This window comes from Gordonia amicalis, assembly GCF_022059885.1.
GTDB classification, from domain to species: domain Bacteria; phylum Actinomycetota; class Actinomycetes; order Mycobacteriales; family Mycobacteriaceae; genus Gordonia; species Gordonia amicalis.
Window position 1 is genome coordinate 3,592,760 of sequence record NZ_CP091855.1, and the last position, 23,173, is coordinate 3,615,932.

A 23,173-nucleotide genomic window follows, 5' to 3' on the forward strand; every position below is an offset into this window, starting at 1 on the left:
TAGGTTCGGACACGCGAAGGGCGCGTCCGTAGGGGACGTTTGCGACTCTGATGGTATCCGCGTGTCATCCCGCCCGACCGAACCCCTCCTCTGCGGCGCGGCTCGGGTGAGCGATCAGGAGAAAATGGGACTCGCGAGCCACTCGTAGTGGAGGTTCACCCAACCGGCCGCCGTCTGCAGGGCCCCGAGGAGCCAGAGGGTGCCCACGACGATCGCGCAGGTACCGATCCAGAAGACGGACTGCACCGACCAGTGTTGCCGGCCGATCCATTCCATCCAGGCGTCGTACTTCGCGCGTGCGAACTTCAGCAGGCGATGAGCCCAGTCGAACTCCGACGCCAGGATTCCCAGTCCGAGGAAGACGATGAGCCAGCCGGGACCCGGGTACGGGATGGTGACGAGCCCGCACAGCAGGACGACGGTGCCGACGACGGCGACCGCGATGCGGTAGATCCGATGCCAGCGGGGATTGGAGCGAACCACGTACCGGCGATGACGCGCCCGGATCCGCAGTCGCTTCCACCACGACTCCGTCATGTCTCCCCTACTCCGCCGTCGCCCAAGCCGTGTTCAGGCTACCGGCATCTCGGCGACCATCGCCGACGCGGACATGAGGCCCGCCGCCGCGATACCTTTACCAGAAGTTCGCCCGATCACCCGGTGCCCGGGGGCATGCTGGAACGATGGCGACCACGGCGGCCCCGACACGACCGGTGACGATCGACGCGCGTCTGCACGACGGCGTGATCGTCGGCTTCGGCCACCCGACCACTGAGGCGCACCCGCGGGCGATCGAGTCCACCGCCGGTCTCGTCCAGCGTCTCCGCGGGTTCGGAATCGTCTGCGGGGCCCGCTCGGTCGGGCGCACCCTGGGCCCCGAGCTCGACGGCCTGTTCGCCGCGAACATGACCGACACCCCGCCCGAACAGCTCGAGGGCACCGCTCACCCCGACCCGGCCGGGTTGCTCGACATCGCCCGGCGCCTCGGCGTGTCACCTCTGCGATGCGCTGTCGTCGAATACACCCCGGAAGGCGTGGCCGCAGCTCGCCGGGGCGGTTTCGCGCTGGTCGTGGCGATCGGGACACCGGCGCGGGCCGAGGAACTCCGCCGTCTCGGCGCCGACGCCGTGGTCGGTGATCCCGCCGACATCCGGGTACGCCTCGGCGGCGCCCGGATCTCGACGATGCCCGACGCACTGACCTACCTCGAGCACCTGCACGCCATCGCCGCATCTCGACGCCCCGTGGTCTTCCTCGATTTCGACGGAACCCTGTCCGACATCGTCGACGATCCGTCCGCTGCGGTCCTCGTCGAGGGTGCCGCCGAGGCGCTGACCCGGTTGGCGAAGTTGTGTCCGGTCGCCGTCATCAGCGGCCGCGACCTCGACGACATCCGCGAGCGCGTGGGGCTTCCCGGCCTCTGGTACGCCGGTTGTCACGGCCTCGAACTCCTCGGACCGGGGGGCGAGCACCTCGTCAACGAGGTGGCCCGCACGTCCACGCCGACGATCGCGGCGGCATCCGAGGAACTTCGGCAGCGGTTTGCCGCTGTCGACGGAGTCCTGGTCGAGCCCAAACATTTCAGTGTCGCCGTCCACTTCCGCAACGCCTCCCCCGACGATGTCGAGGACATCATCGTGGCGGCGCGCGAGATCGGTGTGCGCCAGGGATTGCGAGCCCTCCCCGGCCGCATGGTCCTCGAACTGAAACCCGACGTCGACTGGGACAAGGGGCAGGCGCTGGAGTGGGTCCGCCACCAGGTGGGCGCCGTCGACCGGGGGTGGATCACGATCTACTTCGGCGACGACCTCACCGACGAGGACGCCTTCGACCGGATCGCCACCGACGGGATCGGGATCGTGGTGCGCGCCGAGGAGAACCGCGACCGCCGCACGGCCGCCCAGTTCGCCGCGGAGTCACCCGCGGCGATCCCGGCACTGCTGGCCCAGATCGCCGATCACGTCGAGCAGGCGAGCGAGCCCCCGTCGGACTGGTCACTGACCTACGACTCCTACGATCCGCCCGCGGAGAAGCTCCGCGAAGCCCTGTGCACCGTCGGCAACGGCTACTTCGCGACGCGTGGGGCGGCCTCGGAGTGCGATGCCGGACCGGTGCACTACCCGGGCACCTACGCCGCCGGCGTGTACAACCGGCTCACCGACCGACTGCCCGCCGGAGAGGTGGAGAACGAGAGCCTGGTCAACCTGCCGAACTGGTTGCCGCTGACCTTCCGGATCGACAGCGGTGACTGGTTCAGCATCGACGATGTCGAGGTGTTGTCGTTCCGTCAGACGCTCGACCTACGGCGCGCGATGCTGACCCGCGACCTCCGCTACCGCGATGCGCACGGCCGCACCACCACCGTCCGGCAACGCCGATTCGTGTCGATGGACCAACGTCATGTCGGCGCCCTGGACACCAGAATCCTGGCCGAGGACTGGTCGGGCAGGATCGAGGTCTCCTCGATGATCGACGGCACCGTCACCAATTCCGGGGTGGAGCGTTACCGGGAGCTGGCGAGCAGGCATCTCACCGTCCCGGAGGGGACGGCGGATTCGACAGATTCGGTTCTGTTGCGGGTGCAGACCAACCAGTCCCGCGTCATCATCGCGGTGGGCGCTCGGACCACGGTGTGGCGCGGGAACGAACAGCTGCCCGCCCACTACGACCTGATCTCCGATCAGGGTCGGATCGGGCACCGGATCGGTGTCGACATCGCCGCGGGTGAAGAGGTCATCGTGGAGAAGGTCGCGACGCTGTACACCTCACGCGACAACGGGATCTCCGAACCCGGTGTCGCCGCGTCGCGCACCCTTGCCCGGCTCGGACGGTTCCACGACCTGCTCACCGATCACGCCAGGGCGTGCGTGCGCATGTGGGATCTGTGCCGCACCGACCTCGAAGGGCACCCCGACGCGCAACGGGCGCTCCGGTTCCACATGCTCCACATTCTGCAGGTGGTCTCACCGAACACCATCGACATGGACGTCGGAATCCCGGCGCGGGGCCTGCACGGTGAGGCTTATCGCGGCCACATCTTCTGGGACGAGGTCTTCGTCCTGCCCGTGCTCACCCCCCGGCTCCCCAAACTCGCCAAGGCACTGCTCCGCTATCGGTTCCGGCGTCTCGGGGAAGCGCGGGTCGCCGCCCGCGAAGCCGGCCACCGGGGTGCGATGTACCCCTGGCAGTCCGGAAGCGACGGCCGGGAGGAGAGCCAGAAGCTGCACCTCAACCCGCGCTCGGGACGGTGGAACCCGGACCCCAGCGCCCGCCAGCACCACATCGGCCTGGCTGTGGCCTACAACGTGTGGCAGTACTTCCAGGTGACGCACGACCTCGACTTCCTCATCGAATCCGGCGCGGAACTGCTCGTCGAGATCGCCCGGTTCTGGGCCGACATCACGACCTACGACCCGCGCCACGACCGGTACGCGATCCGGGGCGTCATCGGGCCCGACGAGTTCCACTCCGGCTACCCCGAGGCACCCTACGACGGGATCGACAACAACGCGTTCACGAATGTGATGGCGGTGTGGGTCATCCGGCGCGCTCTTGATGCCCTGGCGACCATCCCGCAGCGTGATCGGGTCAATCTGCTCGACGAGATCGGCTTGCGCGAACCAGAACTCGAGCTGTGGCGGACACTGACCTGCCGGATGTTCGTCCCCTTCCACGACGGCACGATCAGCCAGTTCGAGGGATATGACGAACTGGTCGAACTGGATTGGGACGCCTACCGCGCCGAGTACGGGAACATCCAGCGGCTGGACCGCATCCTGGAGGCCGAGAACGACGACGTGAACCGGTACAAGGTGTCCAAGCAGGCCGACGTTCTCATGCTCTTCTATCTTCTTTCTGCGGAGGAGTTGCGAGAGTTGCTGGAACGCCTGGGCTATGGGCTGCCGCCCGAGATGATCCCGCACACCATCGACTACTACATGTCCCGGACCTCGCACGGGTCGACATTGAGTTCGGTCGTCCACGCGTGGGTGCTCGCCCGCGGCGATCGCGAACACGCGGTGTCGTTCTTCGAGAGAGTCCTCGACTCCGATATCACCGACATCCAGGGCGGTACGACGTCGGAGGGTATCCACCTCGCGGCCATGTCCGGGAGCATCGACCTGTTGCAGCGCTGTTTCACGGGCCTCGAGCTCCGCGACGACCGCCTGATCCTCAACCCGCGGTGGCCGCGATCCCTGGGCGTCTTGTCCTTCCGCGTCTACTACCGTCGGCACCGTCTGCAATTGCGGGTCAGCGGCAGCGGCGTCGAGGTCACGTCTGAGAAACGCGACGTCGCTCCGATCGATGTGCAGTGTCGCGAGAAACTGGTCCAGTTGGCGCCCGGGACAACGGTCCGCTTCCGATGACTCCCCCGGACGGACGAACCAGCAGGGCGTGGGCCGGAGGCCTGATCGCCGGTGGCGCCCTGGCATCGGTCGCCGGGGTGCTCGGCATCGCCTATGTCCGAGACCTCGTCGCAGCACGGAAGCGGGTCGGGGCGGTCACCCGCCATGTGATGGAATCCCGCTGTGGCGCTGTCGAATACGCGGCACACGGCGCGGGTGAGTCGGTCCTGGTGAGCCACGGCATCTTCCAGGGCTGCGACGGTGGACTGCTGTCGGTGCGCGACCTGCTGCCAGACCGAAGGATCATCGTCCCGTCCCGCTTCGGATATCTGGGATCGGTGATGCCCGCCGAGCCCTCGGTCGCCGCCCAGTCCGACGTCTTCGCCGAACTGCTCGATCACCTCGGCCACCACGAGGTCGACGTCATCGGGATCTCCGCGGGCACGAGCGCAGCGGTCCAGTTCACGCTGCGCCATCCCCACCGGGTTCGGCACCTGATCATCCTCTCCGGGAACTTTCCGGGGAGCCGCACGGCACGCATACCACCCCGGTGGGCACGGTGGTTCTATTCCGATCACGCGCTGTGGCCCCTGAAAGCCTTCGCCCACCCGACGTTCCTCCGCCTCCTCGGTGTGCCGCCGGGGTTCCCTCGTTCGGCCGATGAGCGCCGTGTCGCCGAGGAGATCTCGGAGAGCATCTTCCCCGTCGCCTGGCGTCGGCGGGGCGCGGTGTTCGACGCCTATGTCGCCGACCCGGAGATCGGCACCTACGACCTCGAGGCGATCGAGGCGCCGACTCTGATCGTGCACGCCGCCGATGATCCGCTGGCGTCCTACGACGCGGCCCGTGACGCGGCGTCGAGGATCCCCGGCGCACGACTGCTCGGCCTCGATTCCGGCGGACATCTCCTCCTCGGTCAGCGCGACCGGGTGAAGGAGGTGATCGCCGATTTCGTGGAATCCCGACCCGGATGAGGCGGTCGCCGGCCATGAAGCGAAAGTTCGCGCCGCGGAGTGGCAAACGGGTCCTTCGCGCCACGAGCGCGAGTAACGTGCGCCCACACGGCCGCGCATGGACCGAGGGCGCGACGACACCGGTTCGAGGTGATATCGAATGCCGAACCCCCATGTGGACACCGGATCGCAGACGCCAGACCACTCCCGAGCGTCGACGCTGACACCCGAGACCACCGCCGAGGTCGATGCCGTGGTCGAGAGGGCCGCGGCCGCAGCGACCGAGTTCCGCACACTCGACCAGCAACGGGTCGACGCGATCGTCGCGGCCATGGCGCGGGCCGGGGTGCGGGCCGCCGCCGAACTCGCCGCGGTGGCGATCGAGGAAACCGGTTTCGGGGTCTTCGAGGACAAGGTCGTCAAGAACTATGTCGCGACGGAGTTCCTCCACGACCACCTCAAGGACAAGAAGTCGGTGGGCGTGATCGGGGAGGACCACGAACGCGGTGTCGTGCGGGTGGCCGAGCCCATCGGCGTCGTGCTCGCGATCACTCCGGTCACCAATCCCACGTCGACGGTGCTGTACAAGGCGATCGTCGCGGCGAAGACGCGCAATGCCATCGTCTTCCGCCCCTCGCCGGTGGCGGCGCGTTCCTGTGAACGGACGGTGGCAATCCTGCGTGAGGCCGCCGAGGCGGCCGGGATGCCCCCCGGCGCTCTGCAGGTGATCCCCGACGCCGCCCACGAGGTGACCCATTATCTGTTCCGGCACCGGCTCGTCGACTTCATCTGGGTCACCGGCGGGCGGAAGATCGTCGCGCTCGCCAACGCGGCCGGCAAACCCGGACTCAGCGTCGGACCCGGCAACGCGCCGATCTACCTGCACCGGACCGCCGACATCGAAGCCGCTGTCGTCGACATCCTGATCTCCAAGACCTTCGACGCCTCCGTCATCTGCCCCGCGGAACAGACCTGCATCGTCGACGACGCGATCTACGACGCCACGGTCGAGGAGTTCCGCCGGATGGGCGCACACCTGCTCACCGACGAGCAGTCCGCGGCCATCGCCGACTTCGCGTTCGGCGACGGCGACAAGGTCAATCTCGGCGCCCTCGGCCAGCCGGCTCCGGAACTGGCCGCCCGCGCCGGTTTCACCCTGGACCCTTCGGTGAAGGTGCTGCTGGCGCCGCTGCCGTCGGATCTCGACGAGCTCGCGGCACACCCGCTCGTGCAGGAGAAGCTGATGCCCGTCCTCGGACTCGTCCGCGCCCGCGACGTGCATCACGGGATCGACGCCGCGGTCCTGGTCGCCGAACACGGCGGTCTCGGCCACACCTCTGCCGTCTATGCCAACGATCAGTCGGTCGTCGACGCCTACAGTGCCGCAGTACGCACCGGACGGATCCTCGTCAACGCACCCACCGCAGTCGGAGCCCTGGGCGGGATCTACAACGATCTCCCGCCCACCTTCTCGCTGGGCTGCGGCACCTGGGGCGGGTCGAGCACCACCGAGAACGTGAACTATCTCCAGCTGCTGAACATCAAGACCGTCGCTCATCGACGTACCCCGTCCCAGTGGTTCCGCGTGCCCGCGAACACGTTCTTCAACGCCGGCGCACTGGACAATCTTCGCGACGTCCCGTGCACGGATGTCGTGGTCGTCACCGCCGCCCTGAGCGCCGAACGCGGAGTGGTCGACGAAGTGCGTGCCCACTTGCACGCCCAACACGTCCGGGTCTTCGCCGAGGTCGAGCCGGAACCGGACGAGGCGACGATCCGTCGTGGCGTCGCCGTGCTGGAGGGTCAGCCGCCGGATCTGCTCATCGCCGTCGGAGGCGGGTCGGTGATCGACGCCGCCAAGGCGATCCGGCTCTTCCACGAGCACCCCGACACCGACCTGGCCGAGCTGACCCTGCCGTTCCTCGATCCCCGCAAGCGGTTGGCGGAGTACCCGCAGGACCCGCACACCCTGCGGCTGGTGGCGATTCCCACCACCGCGGGCACCGGGTCCGAGGTGTCACCGGCCGCGGTACTGACCGTCGCGGGCCGCAAGGAGACCCTCGTCGACTACTCCCTCGTCCCGGACATGGCGATCGTGGATCCGACGCTGACCCTCTCCATGCCCCGCGCACTGACCGTCGACACCGGCGTCGACGCGCTCACCCACGCATTGGAAGCCGTCGCCTCGATCTTCGCCTCCCCGTACACCGACGCGTTCTGCGTCCAGGCCGCACGACTCATCTTCGACGCGTTGCCCCGTGCGTACGACGATCCGACCGACCTCGCGGCCCGCACCGACATGGCCAACGCCGCCACTCTCGCGGGGCTCGCCTTCTCGAACGCGTTCGTGGGGACCAATCACGCGCTCGCCCACGCCGTCGGCGCTGCATTCGGTATCGCGCACGGTCGGGTGAACGGCGTGTTCCTGCCTCACACGCTGCGCTACAACGCCGCGGTGCCGACGAAGTTCATGCCCGCGCCGGGATACTCGGCGTACGTCGCGCCGGAGAAGTACGCACAGCTGGGACGGGTCATCTTCGGCGGACGCGAGCCCGACGAGAGCCGACGCCGGCTGTTCGCAGGTGTCGACGGTCTGCTGCGCCGGTTGGCAATCCCCCAGACCCTCAAGGAGATCGGCGTGGCCGAGGACGAGTTCCTCGAAGCGTTGCCCGAACTCGCGATGAATGCGTTCCAGGACCTGAGCAACCGCACCAACCCGCGGATGCCGCTCATCAGCGAGATCACCGACCTGCTCAAACTCGGCTACTACGGTGAGGATGATCATGCCCACTGACCGCGCTTCCCAGACCGTCGAGGTCGGCGCCCCGCTCGAGACCGTGCTCGCGACGCTGCGCGACCTCGAGAGCCAGCCCGAGTGGATTCCGGAGATCCTCGAGGCGGAGGTACTCGAGACCGACCCGAAGACCGGACTTCCCCGCACGGCCAGGTTCAAGGCGTCCGCGACCGTCGGGACAGACAGTTACACGCTCACCTATGAGCACCGCGACGACGGCATGAGCTGGTCGATGCTCGAAGGGCGCATGCAGACCGGCCAGGAAGGCCGCTACCAACTCGACGCGACGGGCCCTGACACGACCTCGGTCACCTATGAGCTCACGATCCATCACAATCTGCCGCTGCCCGGGTTCGTGCGCAAAAGGGTGATCAAGGGACTCGTGGACAGCACACTGACCGGTTTGACGAAACGTTTCGCCAAGTGAGATCCGAACCCGCACCGACACGACGCGAAGGAGACCAGGCATGACAGATCCGTCCACCGAACCCCAGATCGTCGAGCTGACCCCGGCGCGGGTCGCGGTACATCGCGAGAAGGTCCCGATGACCGGCCTTCCCCAATTCTTCGATCGTTCGTTCCACGCGGTGGACGACGCGATGCGGAACGCGGGAGCAAGCGTTGTCGGACCGCCGCTGGGCCTCTACTACGGCATGCCCACGGACACTGTGGATGTGGCGGCCGGGTTTCCCACCGACCGCGACGTCTCGGTGGACGGAGAAGTCACTACCGAAACCCTTCCGGGCGGTCGCGCCGCGCAGATCCTGCACATCGGCTCCTACGATGCGATGGAGCAGACCTACGGCCGGCTGATGCAGTGGATGCAGGCCCAGAATCTGAGGCCGGCCGGGGTGATGTGGGAGAGCTACCTGACCGAGCCCGACGAGAACGATCTGTCGTCGATGCAGACCCTGATCGTGTGGCCGTTGGAGGACTAGACGACGCTCAGCGGGTTCCGGGAGCGATCGGCTCTCGTGAGGAGACAACAAAGGCCTCGTCGTCACGATGAGGCCTTTGTCTCTGTGGTCCCGGCTGGGATCGAACCAGCGACCTTCCCGGTGTGAACGGGACGCTCTTCCACTGAGCCACGGGACCGTGTCGGGCGCCTGATGTCGGTGACAGGGGCGCCTGCGCACGAGCCAGAAGATTACACGGGTTCCGCAGAGTTCCCAAATCACGGACGTGCGCCACGTCACAGTCATCGGTTTTGCCGGTCCGGAGTAATCACACGCTGGGAATTCGTCTTTCTCCAGCCCTCTGACCAGGCGATTTGTAAAGTTCGGAATCCATCGCGTAAGTTTCTCTTCGCACCGCGAGCAGCAAGATCCACAAGATCGCTCGTGGGCATGCGGATGTAGCGCAGCTGGTAGCGCATCACCTTGCCAAGGTGAGGGTCGCGGGTTCGAATCCCGTCATCCGCTCGGCGCGAGTCGACTCGCATCTGGTGGTGTGGCCGAGTGGTGAGGCAACGGCCTGCAAAGCCGTGTACACGGGTTCGATTCCCGTCGCCACCTCCACACCACAATTTCATATACCCGCGCGATTAGCTCAGTGGGAGAGCGCTTCCCTGACACGGAAGAGGTCACAAGTTCAATCCTTGTATCGCGCACCACAGTTAGAACAGGTCAGAGGCGGTTTCCGAGACAATCGGGACCGCCTCTCTTGCTGTCTGAACCGTATGGGTTGCCAACGGGTTGCCAGTTGTTCCCCAAACCGGGGCAAACCGGGAACGTTCTGCACGCACCTGCACGCACTCACTCCCCCACGACGCGCAGTGTCGGGGTCGCCGGAGTGACCGCCGTGGCAACCGCCGAGAGCAACCCAGCGGACGCCGCCAAGTCCTCCCGGAACAGACCGACGTACACCCGTTGCGTGATCGCCACCGACGCGTGGCCCATCCACCGACTGACGATCTCGATGCGCACCCCCGCGGACGCGCAGAGGGAGGCGAACGTGTGCCGCAGCGCGTGAATGGTCACGACGCGATCGGCGCTCGACACCCCCGACAGACCGGCCGCGGGGATGATGACGCGCTTGTTGAGGTTGCTCCGTCTGATCGGCGCCCCGGTGGCCCCGACAAACACCGGGTCGGTCGCCACCCTGCCCGCGACGTGTGCGCGGAGATCGTTCGCGAGATGCGGTGCCAGTTCGACGTCGCGCACCTTGTCCCCCTTCGGCAGACCGGGCACGAGGCGACCGGCGACCTCTGTGTTTGCGCGCCGGACGTGAATAAGGCCCTTCGCGAGATCGAGGTCGCGCACCTGGAGTCCGGACAGTTCGCCGACGCGCAGGCCCGAGTACGCCGCGAACCGGATCAGTAGACCGTCGGGTGAGGCAGGAGCGGGAGGGATGACCGGCACACCATTGTCGTCGCGATCTAGGGTCAGTTCTGCATCGCGGTCGCGGCCGACGCGCGAGCGGTTGGTGCGCAGCATCGCCAGGTAGTCCGCGGCGCGCGCCATCCGGTCGACCTCCTCGGCAGACAGAAACACGTCGCCGCCGTCGTCGACCTTGGGCAGTTTCACTTTCGCGGCCGGATTCCCGCGGAGTCGGCCGTCGGCCACGGCATAGTCGAGGATCCCGGACAGGACGACGTAGCACCGGTGGACAGTTGCCGCCGAGAGGCCGGACCCCTTCAGGTCGGCGACCCACGACACCACATCACCGTGCGTGATCGCCCCCAGCTCGCGCGTGCCCCATACCGGCGTGACGTGGTTGTTCAGTATCGAGGCGTAGTTCTTTTGTGTGCTCGCGCTCTTGTCGATGACGAGCGACTTCAGCCATGCGTCGGCGACGGTCGCGACGGTCGTGGACGACTTGCGTCGGTCGACGTGCGAGCCGTCGCGGAACTCTGCCTGAAGCTGCGCGATCCGGTTCTCCGCCTCATCCTTGCGGTCGAAGTCTTCGGCCCGCCGGGCGCCGTCTAGTTGGTACTTGACCCGCCACCGTCTCCCGCGCGGCTCAGTGAGGTTGCCAGCGGCGTCTTTCTTCCATCCGCTCGGCCGCTTGGTGCGCGTCTTCCATTCGCTGTAATGGTTGTCGATCGGCTTGCCCGTGACCCGGTCGTGCCGATTCTCTGAGTTGTTCACGGTCGCAGCCTACGTCAGTGACGCGTTCACAGTTGACGTCTACCGGCCACACTTGCCGACTGACATCTAGTTGTGACACAGATCACTCCTCAAAAACAGCCCTGACCAGGCTAGATAGTTGTCACGGTTGGCGATCATGAGCGCGAGTGTCGTAGCTGGTCAGCGGTTCGCCAGCGTCGGCCGCAGAGGACAGCGGAACTTGTCTCGGTTGACTATCAACCGTGAGAACTATTGTGCTGCAATGCTTTTATGCCCGTCGTCGGTGATTCTGTGTGGTGTCATTTGAGTACTGCAAGCGACCGCACCGGAGGAAAACACCGTGAACGACACAATCGACGTCACCGAAGCTCGCAGCGCCGCCGACGCTGCCCCCGCGCCAGTCTTGCCCGCCGATCATTCGGTTCTGCTCGACGAGCGCCAAGCGGCATACCTGGCGGGGCTCAGCCCGTTCACGATGCGCAATATCCGCAAAGAGGGCCGCGGGCCGCGGTATGTGAAGCTCGCCCGCCGCATTCGCTACCGGCGCCTGGACGTCGAACTCTGGATCGAGCAACACGTCGCCGCCTGATCTCGCACACAACCGGGGAGCGCTCGGCGCGAAACGTCTCGCGCGCAATCGAAATGAGGAAAATTGCCCAGGAATGAGAAACGGCGCCCGACCCGGAAGTCGGACGCCGCCGCCACGGTTGCCAGCCGAGGCCCCAGAGAGCAGGAGAACGCTCGGATCGAGAGTACTTCGGAGGTCGGACATCTGGCCACTGCCGCGCTCGACCTCTACCTCGACGCCGGTTGGCACTGTCCGCTGCCGCTGCCCGAGGGCATGAAGTACCCGCCGCCGGACGACACCACCGGCAACAAGCCGTACCCGGACGAAAACGAGATCCCCGAGCTGTGGCGCGGTCCGGTTCGGCCGAACCTCGGTCTCCGGATGCCGCGCTTCGTCGACGCCGAAGACAACACGACCTGGGAGGTCATCGGTCTCGACGTCGACGACTACGACGACAAGCACGGCTACGAGACCCTGCGCGATCTGATCGACGAGCTCGGCCCGCTGCCGATGACGTACCGCTCGACCTCGCGCGACCCCGACAACCCGTCGGGGATCCGGTTCTTCCTCGTCCCCGCCGACCTGAAGTGGAAGGGCAAGCCGGGCCGCGACATCGAGGTCATCCAGCGCACCCACCGGTACGCCGTCGCGTGGCCGTCGGAGACCGAGGACCGGGTCTACCGCTGGTACGACCTCGACGAGCAGCCGATGGACGGCCCGCCGGACGTGGCCGACCTGCCGAGCCTGCCGGAGCCGTGGATCGAGCATCTGTGTAAGGGTGAGGCCGGTCAGACGCGCGTGATCGAGGAGATCGACGACGTCGAAGAGGCCGTCCAGTGGCTCGAAACCGAGATCCCCGGCTACGAGGAGGACCCGTCCGGCCACATGAATCGGGCGACCAACCCCGAGAAGCTGGCCGAGGAGATGTCCTCCGGCGCGCACGACATGATGCTCGGCCGACTGCACGAGGTCGTGCAGCTCGCGGCCGAGGGGCACCACGGACTGAAGCTCGCGATCAGCCGCGTCCGCAAGGCCTTCCTCACCGAGACCCTGGGCGGGGCCGAGGGTGGTGAGGCCCGCCGGGACATCTTGCAGGCGAAGTCTGAGTGGCGGCGCGCGCTGTGCGGCGAGGTCTCGAAGCTGCGCGCCGACATCGCCGATGACCTCATCCGGATCTCGACCGTCGGCGGGTACACCGCCAAGGACGGCGACATCGACATCGAGGCGTTCCGGGCGAGCCTTGAGTTGGCTTCGACCCCGCCAACCGTCACCGACACCGACGCCGGGGACGACGATGGCGACGGTTGGTCGTGGCATTCGTCAGCCGACCTGGCCGCACCGGTAGCGCCGATCGAGTACCTCATCGAGCCCCTGATTCCTGCTCTGACGTACGGCGTTATCGCTGGTCAAAAGAAGACCCTGAAGACCTATCACGCGCTGATGATGGCGGTCGCAGTCGCCAGCGGGAAGCCGTTCCTCGGACGGTTCCGGGTGCCCGAGCCCGGTCCGGTTCTCTACGTTGCCGCCGAAGGTGGCGCGGTTCCGTTTCAGCGACGGTTCCAGGCGGTGTGCGCGGGTTACGGGATCGTTGGGGATGACATGCGCGCGTTACCGTTTCACGTCACCCACGACCGCGCACGGATGGGCACACCGGAGTGGTCAGCCAACATCGACGCCGCTATCGAGGCATTCCGGCCCCGCCTGTTGATCGTGGACAGCCTGTACAACGTACACGCGTCCGACGTCGAGACCAGCAACCTCTACGCCCGCGGCGGGATGCTCGCCGATCTGTCTGCACTCACTGAGAATCGTTGCGCGCTATTGGTTCTCGACCATTTCAGAAAAGGCACCGGAGGGTCGCTCGACCTGCACGACATCTCCATGAGCGGCGTAGGTGAGTGGGCCGACAGTTGGGTGCTCCAGCGCCACCGTGCCGACCCCGACCTCGACCAGGGGGCGTTCTGGCTGGAGGTCGAGTACGGCTCACGGCAGACCGGTGGTGCGCGGTACGGGGTCGACATCACGGTTCCCCCTCAGCGCGACGACGGCACCATTGCGCCGGTTCGCTGGCAGGTCGGTGATGTTGCCCCCGCGAGCCCGGTCGCCGATCTCCGAACGACGATCCTGCATCACCTCCGCACCTCCGATGGCGGGCTCACCGCGGGCCAACTCAAGTCGGTGATCCCGGGCAACGCACAGAAGCGCAGCGACGTCGTGGCCGAGTTGGTGGGTGAGGGCAAGGTGTCCGCCACGACTGAGCCACGGGGTGCCGGTGGTCGTCGGGTCACGGTGTACCGCGCGAGCGCTCACAAGCTCGTGTTGCCGTTCCGGCCCGGTGGCAATCTCGGTGTTCCCGACCCCGACGAGGATGGGACCGAATGCGCCTAAGAGTCGAGCGGTCCGTTTATAAATCACTCCTACCTGCACTAATGACCAACCTTGCGACGCGCGGTCCTCTTATTCCGACCCTCGGAACAAGACGACCTCACCGACAACCGAGTGGAGACGTTCTGAGCACCGGAACGAGACGGAACAACTTCACGCGAGACCCGCCCATCGTCGCAGGTCACGACGCAATTCGTGTTGTTCCGTCGCTCGGAATATTTCGGAACACGCCCGGAGGAACGGCAACGGCGTAAGCCGTTCCGTTCCGGTCAATCCCTATAGGGGAACAGAACAAGACGAGGAGCCGACCAGATGACACGCGGTGAGGGACCCCGCCGACAGCGCGACGTCGAGCGGCAGGAGGCCCGCCGAGCGCAGTTCGCGGAGTACTGCGATCGGCAGATGCGAGATCCGACGGCGGGCACCACGTGGCACCCCGAATACCAGTGGCCCAGTGAGTCAGACGAGACCTACGCGGCACGACGCCGCACCGAGACCACGCACCCCCAACAGACCGACACCAACAACGGCCATCCGGCCGGGAAGTGAGGACCCATGACGACGAGCTTCGATCCCAACACGCCGCCGCCGCCCGAGGCGTTCCGCGAGAGCCGCCGCCGCGACCCCGACCCGTACGAGCTCGACCGCCCGCCGATGAGCCGAGCCGAGATCGCAGCGGCCAACAGGGACACCGAAGCCCGAAACTCCGATGCCCGTATGGCCCGCGAGACCGCACGCGCGAACGCGTTGGTGGTGCCGCAGAGGGCCCCGCGCAGCGTCGCGCAGCACCCTATGACGCCGAAGCTGGCCGACGCCGGGGAGGTCGGGGCCACCGTGCTCGACCTCGTGCGCTACAGGCACGCCGAAGGTGCGCTGTCCCGCGCGCTGTCCCGGGTCGACGAGGAGTCCCGGGAGATGACCGCGCGGATCAAGGCCGACAATCTGCGAGCCCGCACGACTGACGCCGCCGCCGCGGCCCTGGACGCGGCCGAGAAGCGGGAGAAGGTGCCGCCGACCCTGGCGCCGTTGATCGACTGGCAGCGAGACCGAATCGACCACATCGACCAAGGCGTGGAATCCACGTTGCGCAAGGCGATCGAACGGGGAGCCGCAGAGCGCGCCGAGGCCGCGGTGGTGGCCGTTCTCGCCGAGATCGACGCCGCCGTGATCGAGGAGGCGGGGAAGGTGCTGCGCGACGCGGCGCAGGCTCACAAGCGGCTCAATTTGGCCGGCCTCACCGTCGATGCAGACGCGGGTGAGCTGGTCGACGCTGGCGACGACGGCGCGCTGTCGGCGCTGCGTCTGTGGCGTTCCGCGGTCTCGCGTTGGGAGCACGTGCAGGCCGTCCGCATGTGGGTTGCGGCCGTCCTCGACCGCGGTTTCGAGGTCCATCGTGGTGTGTTGCGCGTGGTACCGCCGCCGCGGGTCAAGGTCGGCGACTTCGTGACCGACGAGCAGGCGCGAGAGCACAACTCGCCGCAGGCCGAGGCCCGGACCCAGGGGGCGCAGTGGGAGGGGTCCACTGCGCCGCGTGCTGTTGGGGAGGGGTCCTCGCACACGGCGTTGCGGTGGTGGTGCGGCCTGGACGAGGGGTCTCGTCCTGCGCCTCGTGGTGTGCTCAGCGAGGAGGGGAACTGATGGCTGATCGAGGCTTCGGCCGCTACCTCGACGAGGCGATGAGGGACCGGCCGCACACGAGCACGGAAGCGGAAGCCGAACGGGAGACGAGGGGTCGCACCACGGACGAATCGACGAGCACCACGGACGACGCCGCCGAACACCGTCCGCCGACGACCCGACGCGGACTCGGACGCGCTGACGCCACCGATCGGGGCTTCGGCCGGTACTTGCCCGACTAACGAGGGATCGGCCGTCTGCGTCGATCTGGGACCCCGATACTGCCACGTGCGGTGTCGGGGTCACGTCGTATCCGAGGGTCGTCGGTTCGGCACGTCGGCCAGGGAGGGGGGTGTCCACCCCTCCCCCACCGTCTCGCGCAGAGCACCGCCGCGTACTGTCCTCTCGTGGATGTGCGGGTCTGGGGGTATAGGGCCTATACGCCCCTGACCAGGGCAAACAGGCCCCTGAGAGCCCCATGAAAGACCTAAAGGCCGTCGACCCATGTCAGATGAAACTCGAATTACGCTGCCGCGCAATGGATATCGTCGCCAGCCCCTCAGAATCGGGGCGCCGTCACAGTCGGAGGCCGCCCCAGCTTGAAACCTTCCCACGGTCGCGTCTGCGGGCCCAGCGCCTCTGGTTTTTCTCGGTTGCAACCCGAGCCTGAGTCGGACGTGGTGACCAAACCCTGGCATAGAAGATGCCGACCGACTCACCAACGGGAATACCTGTGACGTCGAGTAATCGCTCGTCCCCAAACCGCATCAGGTGGTTCCGGAGCGTACCCGCCCGGTGGAGTGTCGGAACGGTCCCGTGGCACAGGACAAACGGGTCGTCGAGGAGTACAACCGCAGGCCGCCGAACCCGGCGCAGCAACATGGTGTTGTCGTTGACCCGCGTCAGCTCGAAGGCTTGACGTTTCCGGCCAGTCCAGAGCACTGCTACCGAACCCACTGCAGCCACTACCGAGGCGACGACCCCGACGTCCGCAAAGCTCATCCGCTCAACGCCCCCTTAACAGTCATCGGATTCTCCGCCTGGCGGCGGCTCGTGAAGGTAGCGTTCGACCGCATGCCCCACGACGATTTCCTGCCGCATATTGAATACGAAGTCCGAATGCTGATGCACACGGCGCGCCGACTTTCGGCGTATCCGGATTACGACGCGATGACCCCCGGCTCAATCGAGAAGGCCGATCACGACGCGTATCTCGAATCGTTCCTGATCCACGCGCGCGTGATCCACGAGTTCTTTCGGCCCGAGTCTCCCAGTCGCGCCGACGACATCCGAGCATGGCAAGTATGTCCCGACCTGAAGGATGCGGACGGGGACATGGGACTGGACCCCGTCCTCAGTGACGCCGTCCTGCAACGAATCAACAAGCAGCTGGCGCACCCGACCACGGCGAGGGTGACTACGAAACAACCTTTCCCCATCCGCGACATTGCGACCGCGGCCGTGGCGGCCGTAGTGGCACTATTCCTTGTCCTCGACGATCCGAAGTACGCACAGCTCAGCGATGACCTAGACGCGTTCGAACAGGACGACACGGTCACCTGGTCGGGTTCCTGATTCGCGTACGGCTATTGACGATCAGAACCCGTCCGGGTTGCCAACGGGTTGCCAGATGATCCGGTTGCCCGCGGTTTGCGCTTGTCGGCCCACGGTGTGACGAATCGGATTATCCACAGTTCAGGGCGTATTTCCGAGTCGGCGGCAGTTTCTCACGGTTTCTCGCAAACGCCCAGATACGAAAACTGACACGGAAGAGGTCACAAGTTCAATCCTTGTATCGCGCACCATCGTCATTCAGCCCCGATCTGCGGATCGGGGCTGAATTCGTTGTGTGGCCATACCCGGGGCACGTGAACAACCCCTCCCCAATAAGTCGACTGCTAAGTTATTTTGCATGCGAGTACTTAGGGGATGTGCGCCCACCGACCGTCGGACGGAGCGATCATGACCTCGATCGGGTTGACACTCCCCCAGCTCGGTCCAGCCGTGTCCGCGTCACTCGTCCGCGACTTCGTCCAGCAGGCGGACGACATGGGTTTCGACTCGCTCTGGGTGCAGGACCACTTCTTGTACTCACTCAAGCAGGCCGGCGAGTACGGCGGCAGCGCCCAGTCGCAACCCGACGTCTACCGCTCGGTCTGGGCCCCGACCGAGCTGCTGGCCGCGGTGGCCACCTGGACGACTCGCATGGAGCTGGGCACGAGCATCCTGGTGGGCGGAAATCACTGGCCCGCCCAACTTGCCAATCGTCTGGCCACGATCGACCAGCTCAGCGCCGGACGGTTGACCGTCGTCGGGCTGAGTGTGGGCTGGTCGGTGGAAGAGCATGTGGCCATGGGTGTCGACCCCCGAACCCGCGGCCGGCGTATGGACGATTTCGTTCCAGCCCTGCGAGCCTGCTGGGGCGAGGATCCGGTCGAGCATCACGGGGAGTTCTTCGAGATCGGCCCCGCAGTGATGCGTCCGAAACCGGTGTCCCCACCCAAACTGATGTCCGGCATGTACTCCGAGCAGGGACTCGCGAGGACGGCAAGGGATTTCGACCTCTGGAATCCCGGTTCCGTCCCGATCGCCACGGTCGTGGACACCCTGGGACAGATGAACAGCCGGCGTCCGGCCTCGATGGCGCCACTCGACGCCATCTATCGCGTCGCCCAGCAATCCACCGCGGGCGTACGGCTCGACGTGGCAGAGATGACCACACGCGTCAGCGAATGCGTTGCCGCCGGCCTGGAAGGCGTCATCGTCGAGACCAACTTCTGCTCGGAGATCACCGAAGCCGCCGACTGGCTCGGAGTCCTCGCGAACCTGGCCCCGCTCGTCGACGCCGCGCGGGGCTGACCGGGCCGCCCGGGCCGACCGGATCGGCGCGGCCGGCCCGGAACGCCTCAGCCCACGAGCCCGCTGTCGACGACCGAGCGTTCCAGCGCGTCGAGGAACATCGCGACGTCGTCGTCGGTCATCGGGGACGTCACCGTCCCGAGTGCCGATTTGAACATCAGGATCCCCTGGTTGTAGAGGCTGGTGGTGAGCAGGTTGGTCACCGCCTTGTCCGAGGTGAGAGCCGTCTCCAGGTCGACGACCGGCGTCGGGGTCCAGTGGATGCCGAAGACGTGGGCGAAGCCGGTGACCTGGAGCGGCGCGTGACGCCGGCGGCCGATGTCGCGGACACCCTGCCGGAGCTGTTCGCCGAGCCGGTTGAGATGGTCGTGTACCTCGGGTGTCAGCGCGCGGACCTGCGCCAGCCCCGCGGCGAGGGTCGCCGGTATCCCGCCGAGAGTGGTCGCGTGCCGCATCTGCGTCATCGGATCGAGAACCGGATCGACCAGCGACATGATGTCGGCGCGGCCACCGTAGGCGGCCAGCGGCAGGCCGCCGCCGATGGCCTTGCCCAGGGTGGTCAGGTCGGGTTCGATCCCGAAATGCCCCTGCGCCCCGTGGACACCCATCGGGAACGAGACGACCTCGTCGAGGATGAGGAGCATTCCGTGCCGCCTCGTGACCTCGCGGAGTCTGGCCAGGAACTCCGGGGTCGCCGGAATCATCCCGGTTCCACCGAGGATCGGCTCGACGATGACCGCGGCGATCTCGTCGGCATGCCGGTCCAGGATCTGCTCGGACTCATCGGAGTGGTTGTACGGCAACAGCACCACGGCATCCTCGACGCCGGGGATGAGGCCGGGCGGGATCGCGCCCGGATCCGCGAAGCGGCCGTTGGCGACGAGCGACAGGTCGTGGGTGCCGTGGTAGCCACCGCGCATCTTGGCGATCTTCGGCCGGCCGGTGAAAGCACGCGCCAGACGTAGCGCCGTCATCGTCGCCTCGGTACCGGACGCGGTGAACCTGATCTGCTCCATCGACGGGAGACGACGATGGAGTTCGGCCGCCAGGTCGGCACCCAGCGATACGTGCGGCGAGCAATAGGTGGTGCCCCGCCGCAACTGAGTGATTGTCGCGTCCAACACATCCGGGTGACAGTGCCCGAGCGGCAGCAACCAGTCGCCGGACATCACATCCAGATACTTGTTGCCGTCGGCGTCCCACGCGTAGGCGCCGTCGGCGCGCTCGAAGTAGACCGGATGGGGACTCATGAAGCCGAGACCGCCGGGAACCCCGCCCGGAATGTGCTCGCGTGCCCGAGCGAACGCCTCGCGCGATGTCGCGGTCCGGGACTCGAAGACGGCCTCGACCTCCGCGCGCCACCGCTCCACGCGGTCGGCGTCGGCGCCGGCGCCGTCCAGGTCGACGCGGTTCATCTCCACGCCCGATTCCGTTACGCCGCCTACTGTTTCGGTCATCCCGATCCCTCCTGACGCGCTGTTATATCGTGTTTTCATTAATTGAGTTATAGACTACTTACTTGTAGGCTACGTCACAATCGCCGAGGACGAAGGAGCCGTGTTGATCGAGTTGCCCCGCCCCGTCGCGGAATTCTTCGACGCCGTCAACTCCCGCGACTTCGACGCCCTCGCCTGCTGTCTCGCCGAGGACATCTCGTACCACCTGGCCGTGCCCCACCCACCGGTGACGGGCCGCACCGCCGTCGTGGATGCGTTACGTGTCTCCTTGACGGCCGCCGACCGAGTCAGCTGGGAACCGATAAGTCACCTCGCCGATCACGATCGGACATTCGTCGAGCGCGTCGACCGGTTCTGGTTCGGAGCTCACGAAGCAGCGATCGAGGTCCCGGAGTCTTCGAACTCGCCGGCGACACGATCGGTGCCATCCGCGACTACGCCGACCTCGACACCTGGCGGCAGCGAAAGGCCGCTGCACTCAACGCCGGTCGGCCGACAGACGAAGGAGACCGATGACCGTCGCCGACCGGTCCGATGGAGGCCGACTTCTCCCGCAGGCAAGGTGAGATACTGGGCCGGTGACTGCGCGTCCGAGCGGCAACCTCCCGGTGGAACTGACGAGCTTCGTCGGCCGGCGTGACGATCTGACCAGAGCACGATCGCTGCTCGGAACCGCACGACTGCTGACGCTGACCGGCGTCGGCGGAGTCGGGAAGACCCGTCTGGCCCTCGCCGTCGCCGCCAGCGTACGACGCGAGTTCCCCGACGGCGTCTGGCTCGTCGAACTCGCCGACCTCCGGCAGACCGGTCTGCTGACACAGACCCTGTGCGGACTCTTCGGCCTCCCGAGTGATTCCTCCGACGCGTTCGGCACGTTGGCCGAGCACCTGCGCGCGAAGAAGCTCCTCCTGGTGCTCGACAACTGTGAGCATCTCATCGACGCGTGCGCCGAGGTGGTCGGCCGATTGCTGTCGGTGGCCCCAGCCGTGAAGATCCTCGCGACCAGCCGCCAGGTACTCGGCGTCGAGGGCGAACAGCTGTTCCCCGTCAGTCCGCTGACCCTGGGATCGCCGGGAGGCCTGGGCGAGGCGATGCAACTGTTCGAAGAACGCGCCTCGGCCGCACAGCCCCATTTCCGCGTCACCGAGGACAATCGCGCCGCGGTCGAGGAGATCTGCCGACGACTCGAGGGACTGCCGCTGGCGATCGAACTGGCCGCCGCCAATATCAGGGTCTTCGGGCCCGCCGAGATAGCAGCGCGACTGGGCGACTCCGCGATGATGATGTCGAGCGAACGGAACCGGTCGGCACGCCACCGGACCCTGGAGTCCGTGGTGGACTGGAGTTATCAGCTGTGTTCACCACGCGAACGTCAAGTGTGGGAACAGCTCTCGGTCTTCGCAGGCGGTTTCACCGCGGAGACCGCCGATGGCGTCTGCCTACCCTCCGAGACGGGCGCAGGGGTGCTGCGGGAACTGATCGGGCTCCTCGACAAGTCGATGATCGTGCGCGTCGACGAGGACCACGAGCCGCAGGGACGCTATCGATTGTTGGAACCGATGCGCCAGTACGCCCTCGCGAAGCTCGAGTCGTCCTCCGATGCGACTGCGGTGCGAATGCGCCATCGCGACCATTTCCTACGCCTGGCCCAGACCTCGGACACCGACTACTGCAGTCCGGACGACGTCGAGTGGTTCCGGCGCACCCGCGCCGAACACGCGAACATCCGCGAGGCACTGGCGTTCAGCCTCGAGACGGGAGACGGGGCCGCGGCGGCCGAGATGGTGCGCACCCTTCGCCCGTACTGGTCACAGTCGGGGACCCTGCGGGAAGGATTCGAGTGGGCGAACCGCGCGGTCGACCTGCTCGGCGAGCCGACGGTCGATCGGACGAATGCACTGCTCATCGGCAGTGTCCTCGGTTTCCTCGTCGGTGAGGTCGAGCGAGCACACACGTATCTCGCCGAGTACACCGAACTCGCCGAACGAGTGGCCGCGACCGACGAGCTCGTCTTCAGCGCGCGGTTCGCGGCAGGATTGGAAGCGTCGTTGCGTCACGACGCACCCCGGGCCTTCGACCTCGCCGAGGAAGCGATCGCGGGGAGGTCAGACCGGGTGAACGTCGGGTTCGTCGCGGATTGTCTGGCACTGTCCGCGCTGTATGCCTTCATCACCGAAGACGAGAACGCAGACCAGTACACGACTCGCTACCTCGACTATGCCGATCAGCACGGCACGCACCTGGTGAAGGCCATCGCACTGGGTCCGATGGGCATTCTTCGCTGGCACCAGGGAGACATCAGCGCCGCAAAGGCGTTGATGGCCGAAGCGATCGAATTGTATCGGGCCTTCGACTATCCCGGCATGGTTGCCGTGTGCATCGAGGTCAGCGGGTGGTGTGCCGCCGGCACCGACCCCGAACGGGCGGCGACACTCTTGGGGTCGGCGCAGACCGTGTGGCACCAACACAGTCACATGACTCTCGCCCAGGCCGCGATCAACCCGGTGACGACCACCGTCGAGAAGAAGTTGCGCGCGGAGCTGGGCGACGAGGGCTTCGAGAAGTCCTATGCGATGGGGCGAGAGTCGACTCTCGAGGTCGCGGTCCAGCTCGTCTCCGGCCGGACGCCCGCGACCCAGGGACGCTCGGGGACCGCATCTCTACGCTCCTCCCTCACCCGCCGCGAGAACGAGGTGGCGACGTTGGTCGCGGACGGCCTCACGAACAAGGAGATCGCCACCAAACTGACGATCTCCGCCCGTACCGTCGACGCCCACGTCGACCACATCCTGACCAAGCTCGGGTTCCGGTCGCGCACGCAGATCGCGCGGTGGGTCAGCGCCGACGAGAGCCTCTGATCCTTCTCAAGCCACCGACGCGAGGTAGGCCAGCGCCTCGACACCGGCGGGCGTGACCCGGATTCGCGGCCGACCGGTCGAATCCGCATTGTCGTCGACGAGACCCAGTTCGACGAGCCTGCGCACGGCCGAGGTGTCCGTCTCGGCGACGCACGTGCGCGGGGCCGACATCACCACGTCGCGCGACCCGACGATGTGTGCTGCCAATTGATCGACAGCCACTCGCTCCAGTACGTCCAGCTGCATAGCGTTCATGACCAGGCCTCCT

The 23,173-nt window shown here is 66.6% G+C and carries 18 protein-coding genes and 4 tRNA genes; 17 read left to right on the forward strand and 5 right to left on the reverse strand.

The genetic code is table 11. The features are described 5' to 3' along the window. Nucleotides 1–114: 114 nt before the first annotated feature. Nucleotides 115–537 (reverse strand): TIGR02611 family protein, encoded by a 423-nt coding sequence (locus IHQ52_RS16410; protein WP_159405570.1) that lies wholly within the window; start codon nucleotides 535–537, stop codon nucleotides 115–117. Between the two features lie 146 nt (nucleotides 538–683). On the opposite strand from IHQ52_RS16410, the gene otsB reads away from it, so the two are divergent. The 5 genes from otsB (at nucleotide 684) to IHQ52_RS16435 (ending at nucleotide 9,031) form a co-directional block, all read left to right on the forward strand. Then, entirely contained in the window at nucleotides 684–4,367 is a 3,684-nt protein-coding gene (gene otsB / locus IHQ52_RS16415) for a trehalose-phosphatase (protein WP_191834385.1), read from the forward strand. Continuing rightward, nucleotides 4,364–5,320, forward strand: a complete 957-nt coding sequence (locus IHQ52_RS16420) for an alpha/beta fold hydrolase (RefSeq protein ID WP_191834386.1) — start codon at nucleotides 4,364–4,366, stop codon at nucleotides 5,318–5,320. Before otsB ends, IHQ52_RS16420 begins: the two co-directional genes overlap by 4 nt. A gap of 139 nt (nucleotides 5,321–5,459) precedes the next feature. After that, entirely contained in the window at nucleotides 5,460–8,093 is a 2,634-nt protein-coding gene (adhE, locus tag IHQ52_RS16425; protein WP_238063616.1) for a bifunctional acetaldehyde-CoA/alcohol dehydrogenase, read from the forward strand. Beyond that, on the forward strand, nucleotides 8,083–8,520 hold the full coding sequence (locus IHQ52_RS16430; RefSeq protein ID WP_191834387.1) for an SRPBCC family protein: 438 nt from the start codon (nucleotides 8,083–8,085) through the stop codon (nucleotides 8,518–8,520). The genes adhE and IHQ52_RS16430 overlap by 11 nt, the downstream gene beginning before the upstream one ends. 40 nt (nucleotides 8,521–8,560) lie before the next feature. Beyond that, nucleotides 8,561–9,031, forward strand: coding sequence for a GyrI-like domain-containing protein (locus tag IHQ52_RS16435; protein WP_159405565.1), 471 nt, complete (start codon nucleotides 8,561–8,563; stop codon nucleotides 9,029–9,031). Between the two features lie 85 nt (nucleotides 9,032–9,116). Here IHQ52_RS16435 and IHQ52_RS16440 read toward each other — a convergent pair. After that, nucleotides 9,117–9,188 (reverse strand) — tRNA-Val (locus IHQ52_RS16440). Nucleotides 9,189–9,441: 253 nt separating this feature from the next. Between IHQ52_RS16440 and IHQ52_RS16445 the strand changes: the two genes are divergently transcribed. The 3 genes from IHQ52_RS16445 to IHQ52_RS16455 all read left to right on the forward strand — a co-directional run bounded on the left by IHQ52_RS16445 (nucleotide 9,442) and on the right by IHQ52_RS16455 (nucleotide 9,705). Further along, nucleotides 9,442–9,514: transfer RNA gene (locus IHQ52_RS16445), tRNA-Gly, on the forward strand. Nucleotides 9,515–9,536: 22 nt separating this feature from the next. Further along, nucleotides 9,537–9,610: transfer RNA gene (locus tag IHQ52_RS16450), tRNA-Cys, on the forward strand. A gap of 20 nt (nucleotides 9,611–9,630) precedes the next feature. After that, nucleotides 9,631–9,705, forward strand: a tRNA-Val gene (locus IHQ52_RS16455). Nucleotides 9,706–9,847: 142 nt separating this feature from the next. On the opposite strand, the gene IHQ52_RS16460 is transcribed toward IHQ52_RS16455, so the two are convergent. Then, on the reverse strand, nucleotides 9,848–11,182 hold the full coding sequence (locus IHQ52_RS16460; RefSeq protein ID WP_191834388.1) for a tyrosine-type recombinase/integrase: 1,335 nt from the start codon (nucleotides 11,180–11,182) through the stop codon (nucleotides 9,848–9,850). Nucleotides 11,183–11,501: 319 nt separating this feature from the next. On the opposite strand from IHQ52_RS16460, the gene IHQ52_RS16465 reads away from it, so the two are divergent. The 7 genes from IHQ52_RS16465 to IHQ52_RS16495 all read left to right on the forward strand — a co-directional run bounded on the left by IHQ52_RS16465 (nucleotide 11,502) and on the right by IHQ52_RS16495 (nucleotide 18,590). Continuing rightward, nucleotides 11,502–11,750, forward strand: a complete 249-nt coding sequence (locus IHQ52_RS16465; RefSeq protein WP_223121893.1) for a helix-turn-helix transcriptional regulator — start codon at nucleotides 11,502–11,504, stop codon at nucleotides 11,748–11,750. 63 nt (nucleotides 11,751–11,813) lie between these two features. After that, nucleotides 11,814–14,117, forward strand: a complete 2,304-nt coding sequence (locus IHQ52_RS16470; RefSeq protein WP_191834389.1) for an AAA family ATPase — start codon at nucleotides 11,814–11,816, stop codon at nucleotides 14,115–14,117. Nucleotides 14,118–14,426: 309 nt separating this feature from the next. Beyond that, nucleotides 14,427–14,663, forward strand: coding sequence for a hypothetical protein (locus tag IHQ52_RS16475; protein WP_191834390.1), 237 nt, complete (start codon nucleotides 14,427–14,429; stop codon nucleotides 14,661–14,663). A 6-nt stretch (nucleotides 14,664–14,669) separates the two neighbouring features. Then, nucleotides 14,670–15,752, forward strand: a complete 1,083-nt coding sequence (locus IHQ52_RS16480) for a hypothetical protein (RefSeq protein WP_191834391.1) — start codon at nucleotides 14,670–14,672, stop codon at nucleotides 15,750–15,752. Then, nucleotides 15,752–15,973, forward strand: coding sequence for a hypothetical protein (locus tag IHQ52_RS16485; protein WP_191834392.1), 222 nt, complete (start codon nucleotides 15,752–15,754; stop codon nucleotides 15,971–15,973). Before IHQ52_RS16480 ends, IHQ52_RS16485 begins: the two co-directional genes overlap by 1 nt. Before the next feature lie 574 nt (nucleotides 15,974–16,547). Next, complete coding sequence (locus IHQ52_RS16490) at nucleotides 16,548–17,306, forward strand: hypothetical protein (protein ID WP_191834393.1); 759 nt, start codon at nucleotides 16,548–16,550, stop codon at nucleotides 17,304–17,306. Between the two features lie 387 nt (nucleotides 17,307–17,693). Then, nucleotides 17,694–18,590 (forward strand): TIGR03619 family F420-dependent LLM class oxidoreductase, encoded by an 897-nt coding sequence (locus tag IHQ52_RS16495; protein ID WP_191834394.1) that lies wholly within the window; start codon nucleotides 17,694–17,696, stop codon nucleotides 18,588–18,590. A gap of 47 nt (nucleotides 18,591–18,637) precedes the next feature. Here the strand turns inward: IHQ52_RS16495 and IHQ52_RS16500 are convergent, their stop codons facing one another. Beyond that, nucleotides 18,638–20,047, reverse strand: coding sequence for an aspartate aminotransferase family protein (locus IHQ52_RS16500; RefSeq protein ID WP_191834395.1), 1,410 nt, complete (start codon nucleotides 20,045–20,047; stop codon nucleotides 18,638–18,640). 100 nt (nucleotides 20,048–20,147) lie between these two features. Between IHQ52_RS16500 and IHQ52_RS23785 the strand changes: the two genes are divergently transcribed. Together IHQ52_RS23785 and IHQ52_RS16505 are read left to right on the forward strand one after the other, a co-directional pair. Then, the gene (locus IHQ52_RS23785; RefSeq protein WP_394855147.1) at nucleotides 20,148–20,687 is read left to right on the forward strand and encodes a nuclear transport factor 2 family protein; all 540 of its coding nucleotides are present in this window, start codon (nucleotides 20,148–20,150) and stop codon (nucleotides 20,685–20,687) included. Further along, entirely contained in the window at nucleotides 20,626–22,905 is a 2,280-nt protein-coding gene (locus tag IHQ52_RS16505; protein WP_191834397.1) for an ATP-binding protein, read from the forward strand. The genes IHQ52_RS23785 and IHQ52_RS16505 overlap by 62 nt, the downstream gene beginning before the upstream one ends. Nucleotides 22,906–22,911: 6 nt before the next feature. On the opposite strand, the gene IHQ52_RS16510 is transcribed toward IHQ52_RS16505, so the two are convergent. After that, complete coding sequence (locus IHQ52_RS16510; protein WP_191834398.1) at nucleotides 22,912–23,160, reverse strand: hypothetical protein; 249 nt, start codon at nucleotides 23,158–23,160, stop codon at nucleotides 22,912–22,914. Between the last annotated feature and the right edge of the window lie 13 nt (nucleotides 23,161–23,173).

Bases quoted from the DNA above. Each gene is read 5' to 3' on its own strand.
- IHQ52_RS16480 (WP_191834391.1), top strand. From the start codon at position 14,670: ATGACGACGAGCTTCGATCCCAACACGCCGCCGCCGCCCGAGGCGTTC.
- IHQ52_RS16430 (WP_191834387.1), top strand. From the start codon at position 8,083: ATGCCCACTGACCGCGCTTCCCAGACCGTCGAGGTCGGCGCCCCGCTC.
- adhE (WP_238063616.1), top strand. From the start codon at position 5,460: ATGCCGAACCCCCATGTGGACACCGGATCGCAGACGCCAGACCACTCC.
- IHQ52_RS16420 (WP_191834386.1), top strand. From the start codon at position 4,364: ATGACTCCCCCGGACGGACGAACCAGCAGGGCGTGGGCCGGAGGCCTG.
- IHQ52_RS16485 (WP_191834392.1), top strand. From the start codon at position 15,752: ATGGCTGATCGAGGCTTCGGCCGCTACCTCGACGAGGCGATGAGGGAC.
- IHQ52_RS16410 (WP_159405570.1), bottom strand. From the start codon at position 537: ATGACGGAGTCGTGGTGGAAGCGACTGCGGATCCGGGCGCGTCATCGC.
- otsB (WP_191834385.1), top strand. From the start codon at position 684: ATGGCGACCACGGCGGCCCCGACACGACCGGTGACGATCGACGCGCGT.
- IHQ52_RS16500 (WP_191834395.1), bottom strand. From the start codon at position 20,047: ATGACCGAAACAGTAGGCGGCGTAACGGAATCGGGCGTGGAGATGAAC.
- IHQ52_RS16475 (WP_191834390.1), top strand. From the start codon at position 14,427: ATGACACGCGGTGAGGGACCCCGCCGACAGCGCGACGTCGAGCGGCAG.
- IHQ52_RS16495 (WP_191834394.1), top strand. From the start codon at position 17,694: ATGACCTCGATCGGGTTGACACTCCCCCAGCTCGGTCCAGCCGTGTCC.
- IHQ52_RS16435 (WP_159405565.1), top strand. From the start codon at position 8,561: ATGACAGATCCGTCCACCGAACCCCAGATCGTCGAGCTGACCCCGGCG.
- IHQ52_RS16510 (WP_191834398.1), bottom strand. From the start codon at position 23,160: ATGAACGCTATGCAGCTGGACGTACTGGAGCGAGTGGCTGTCGATCAA.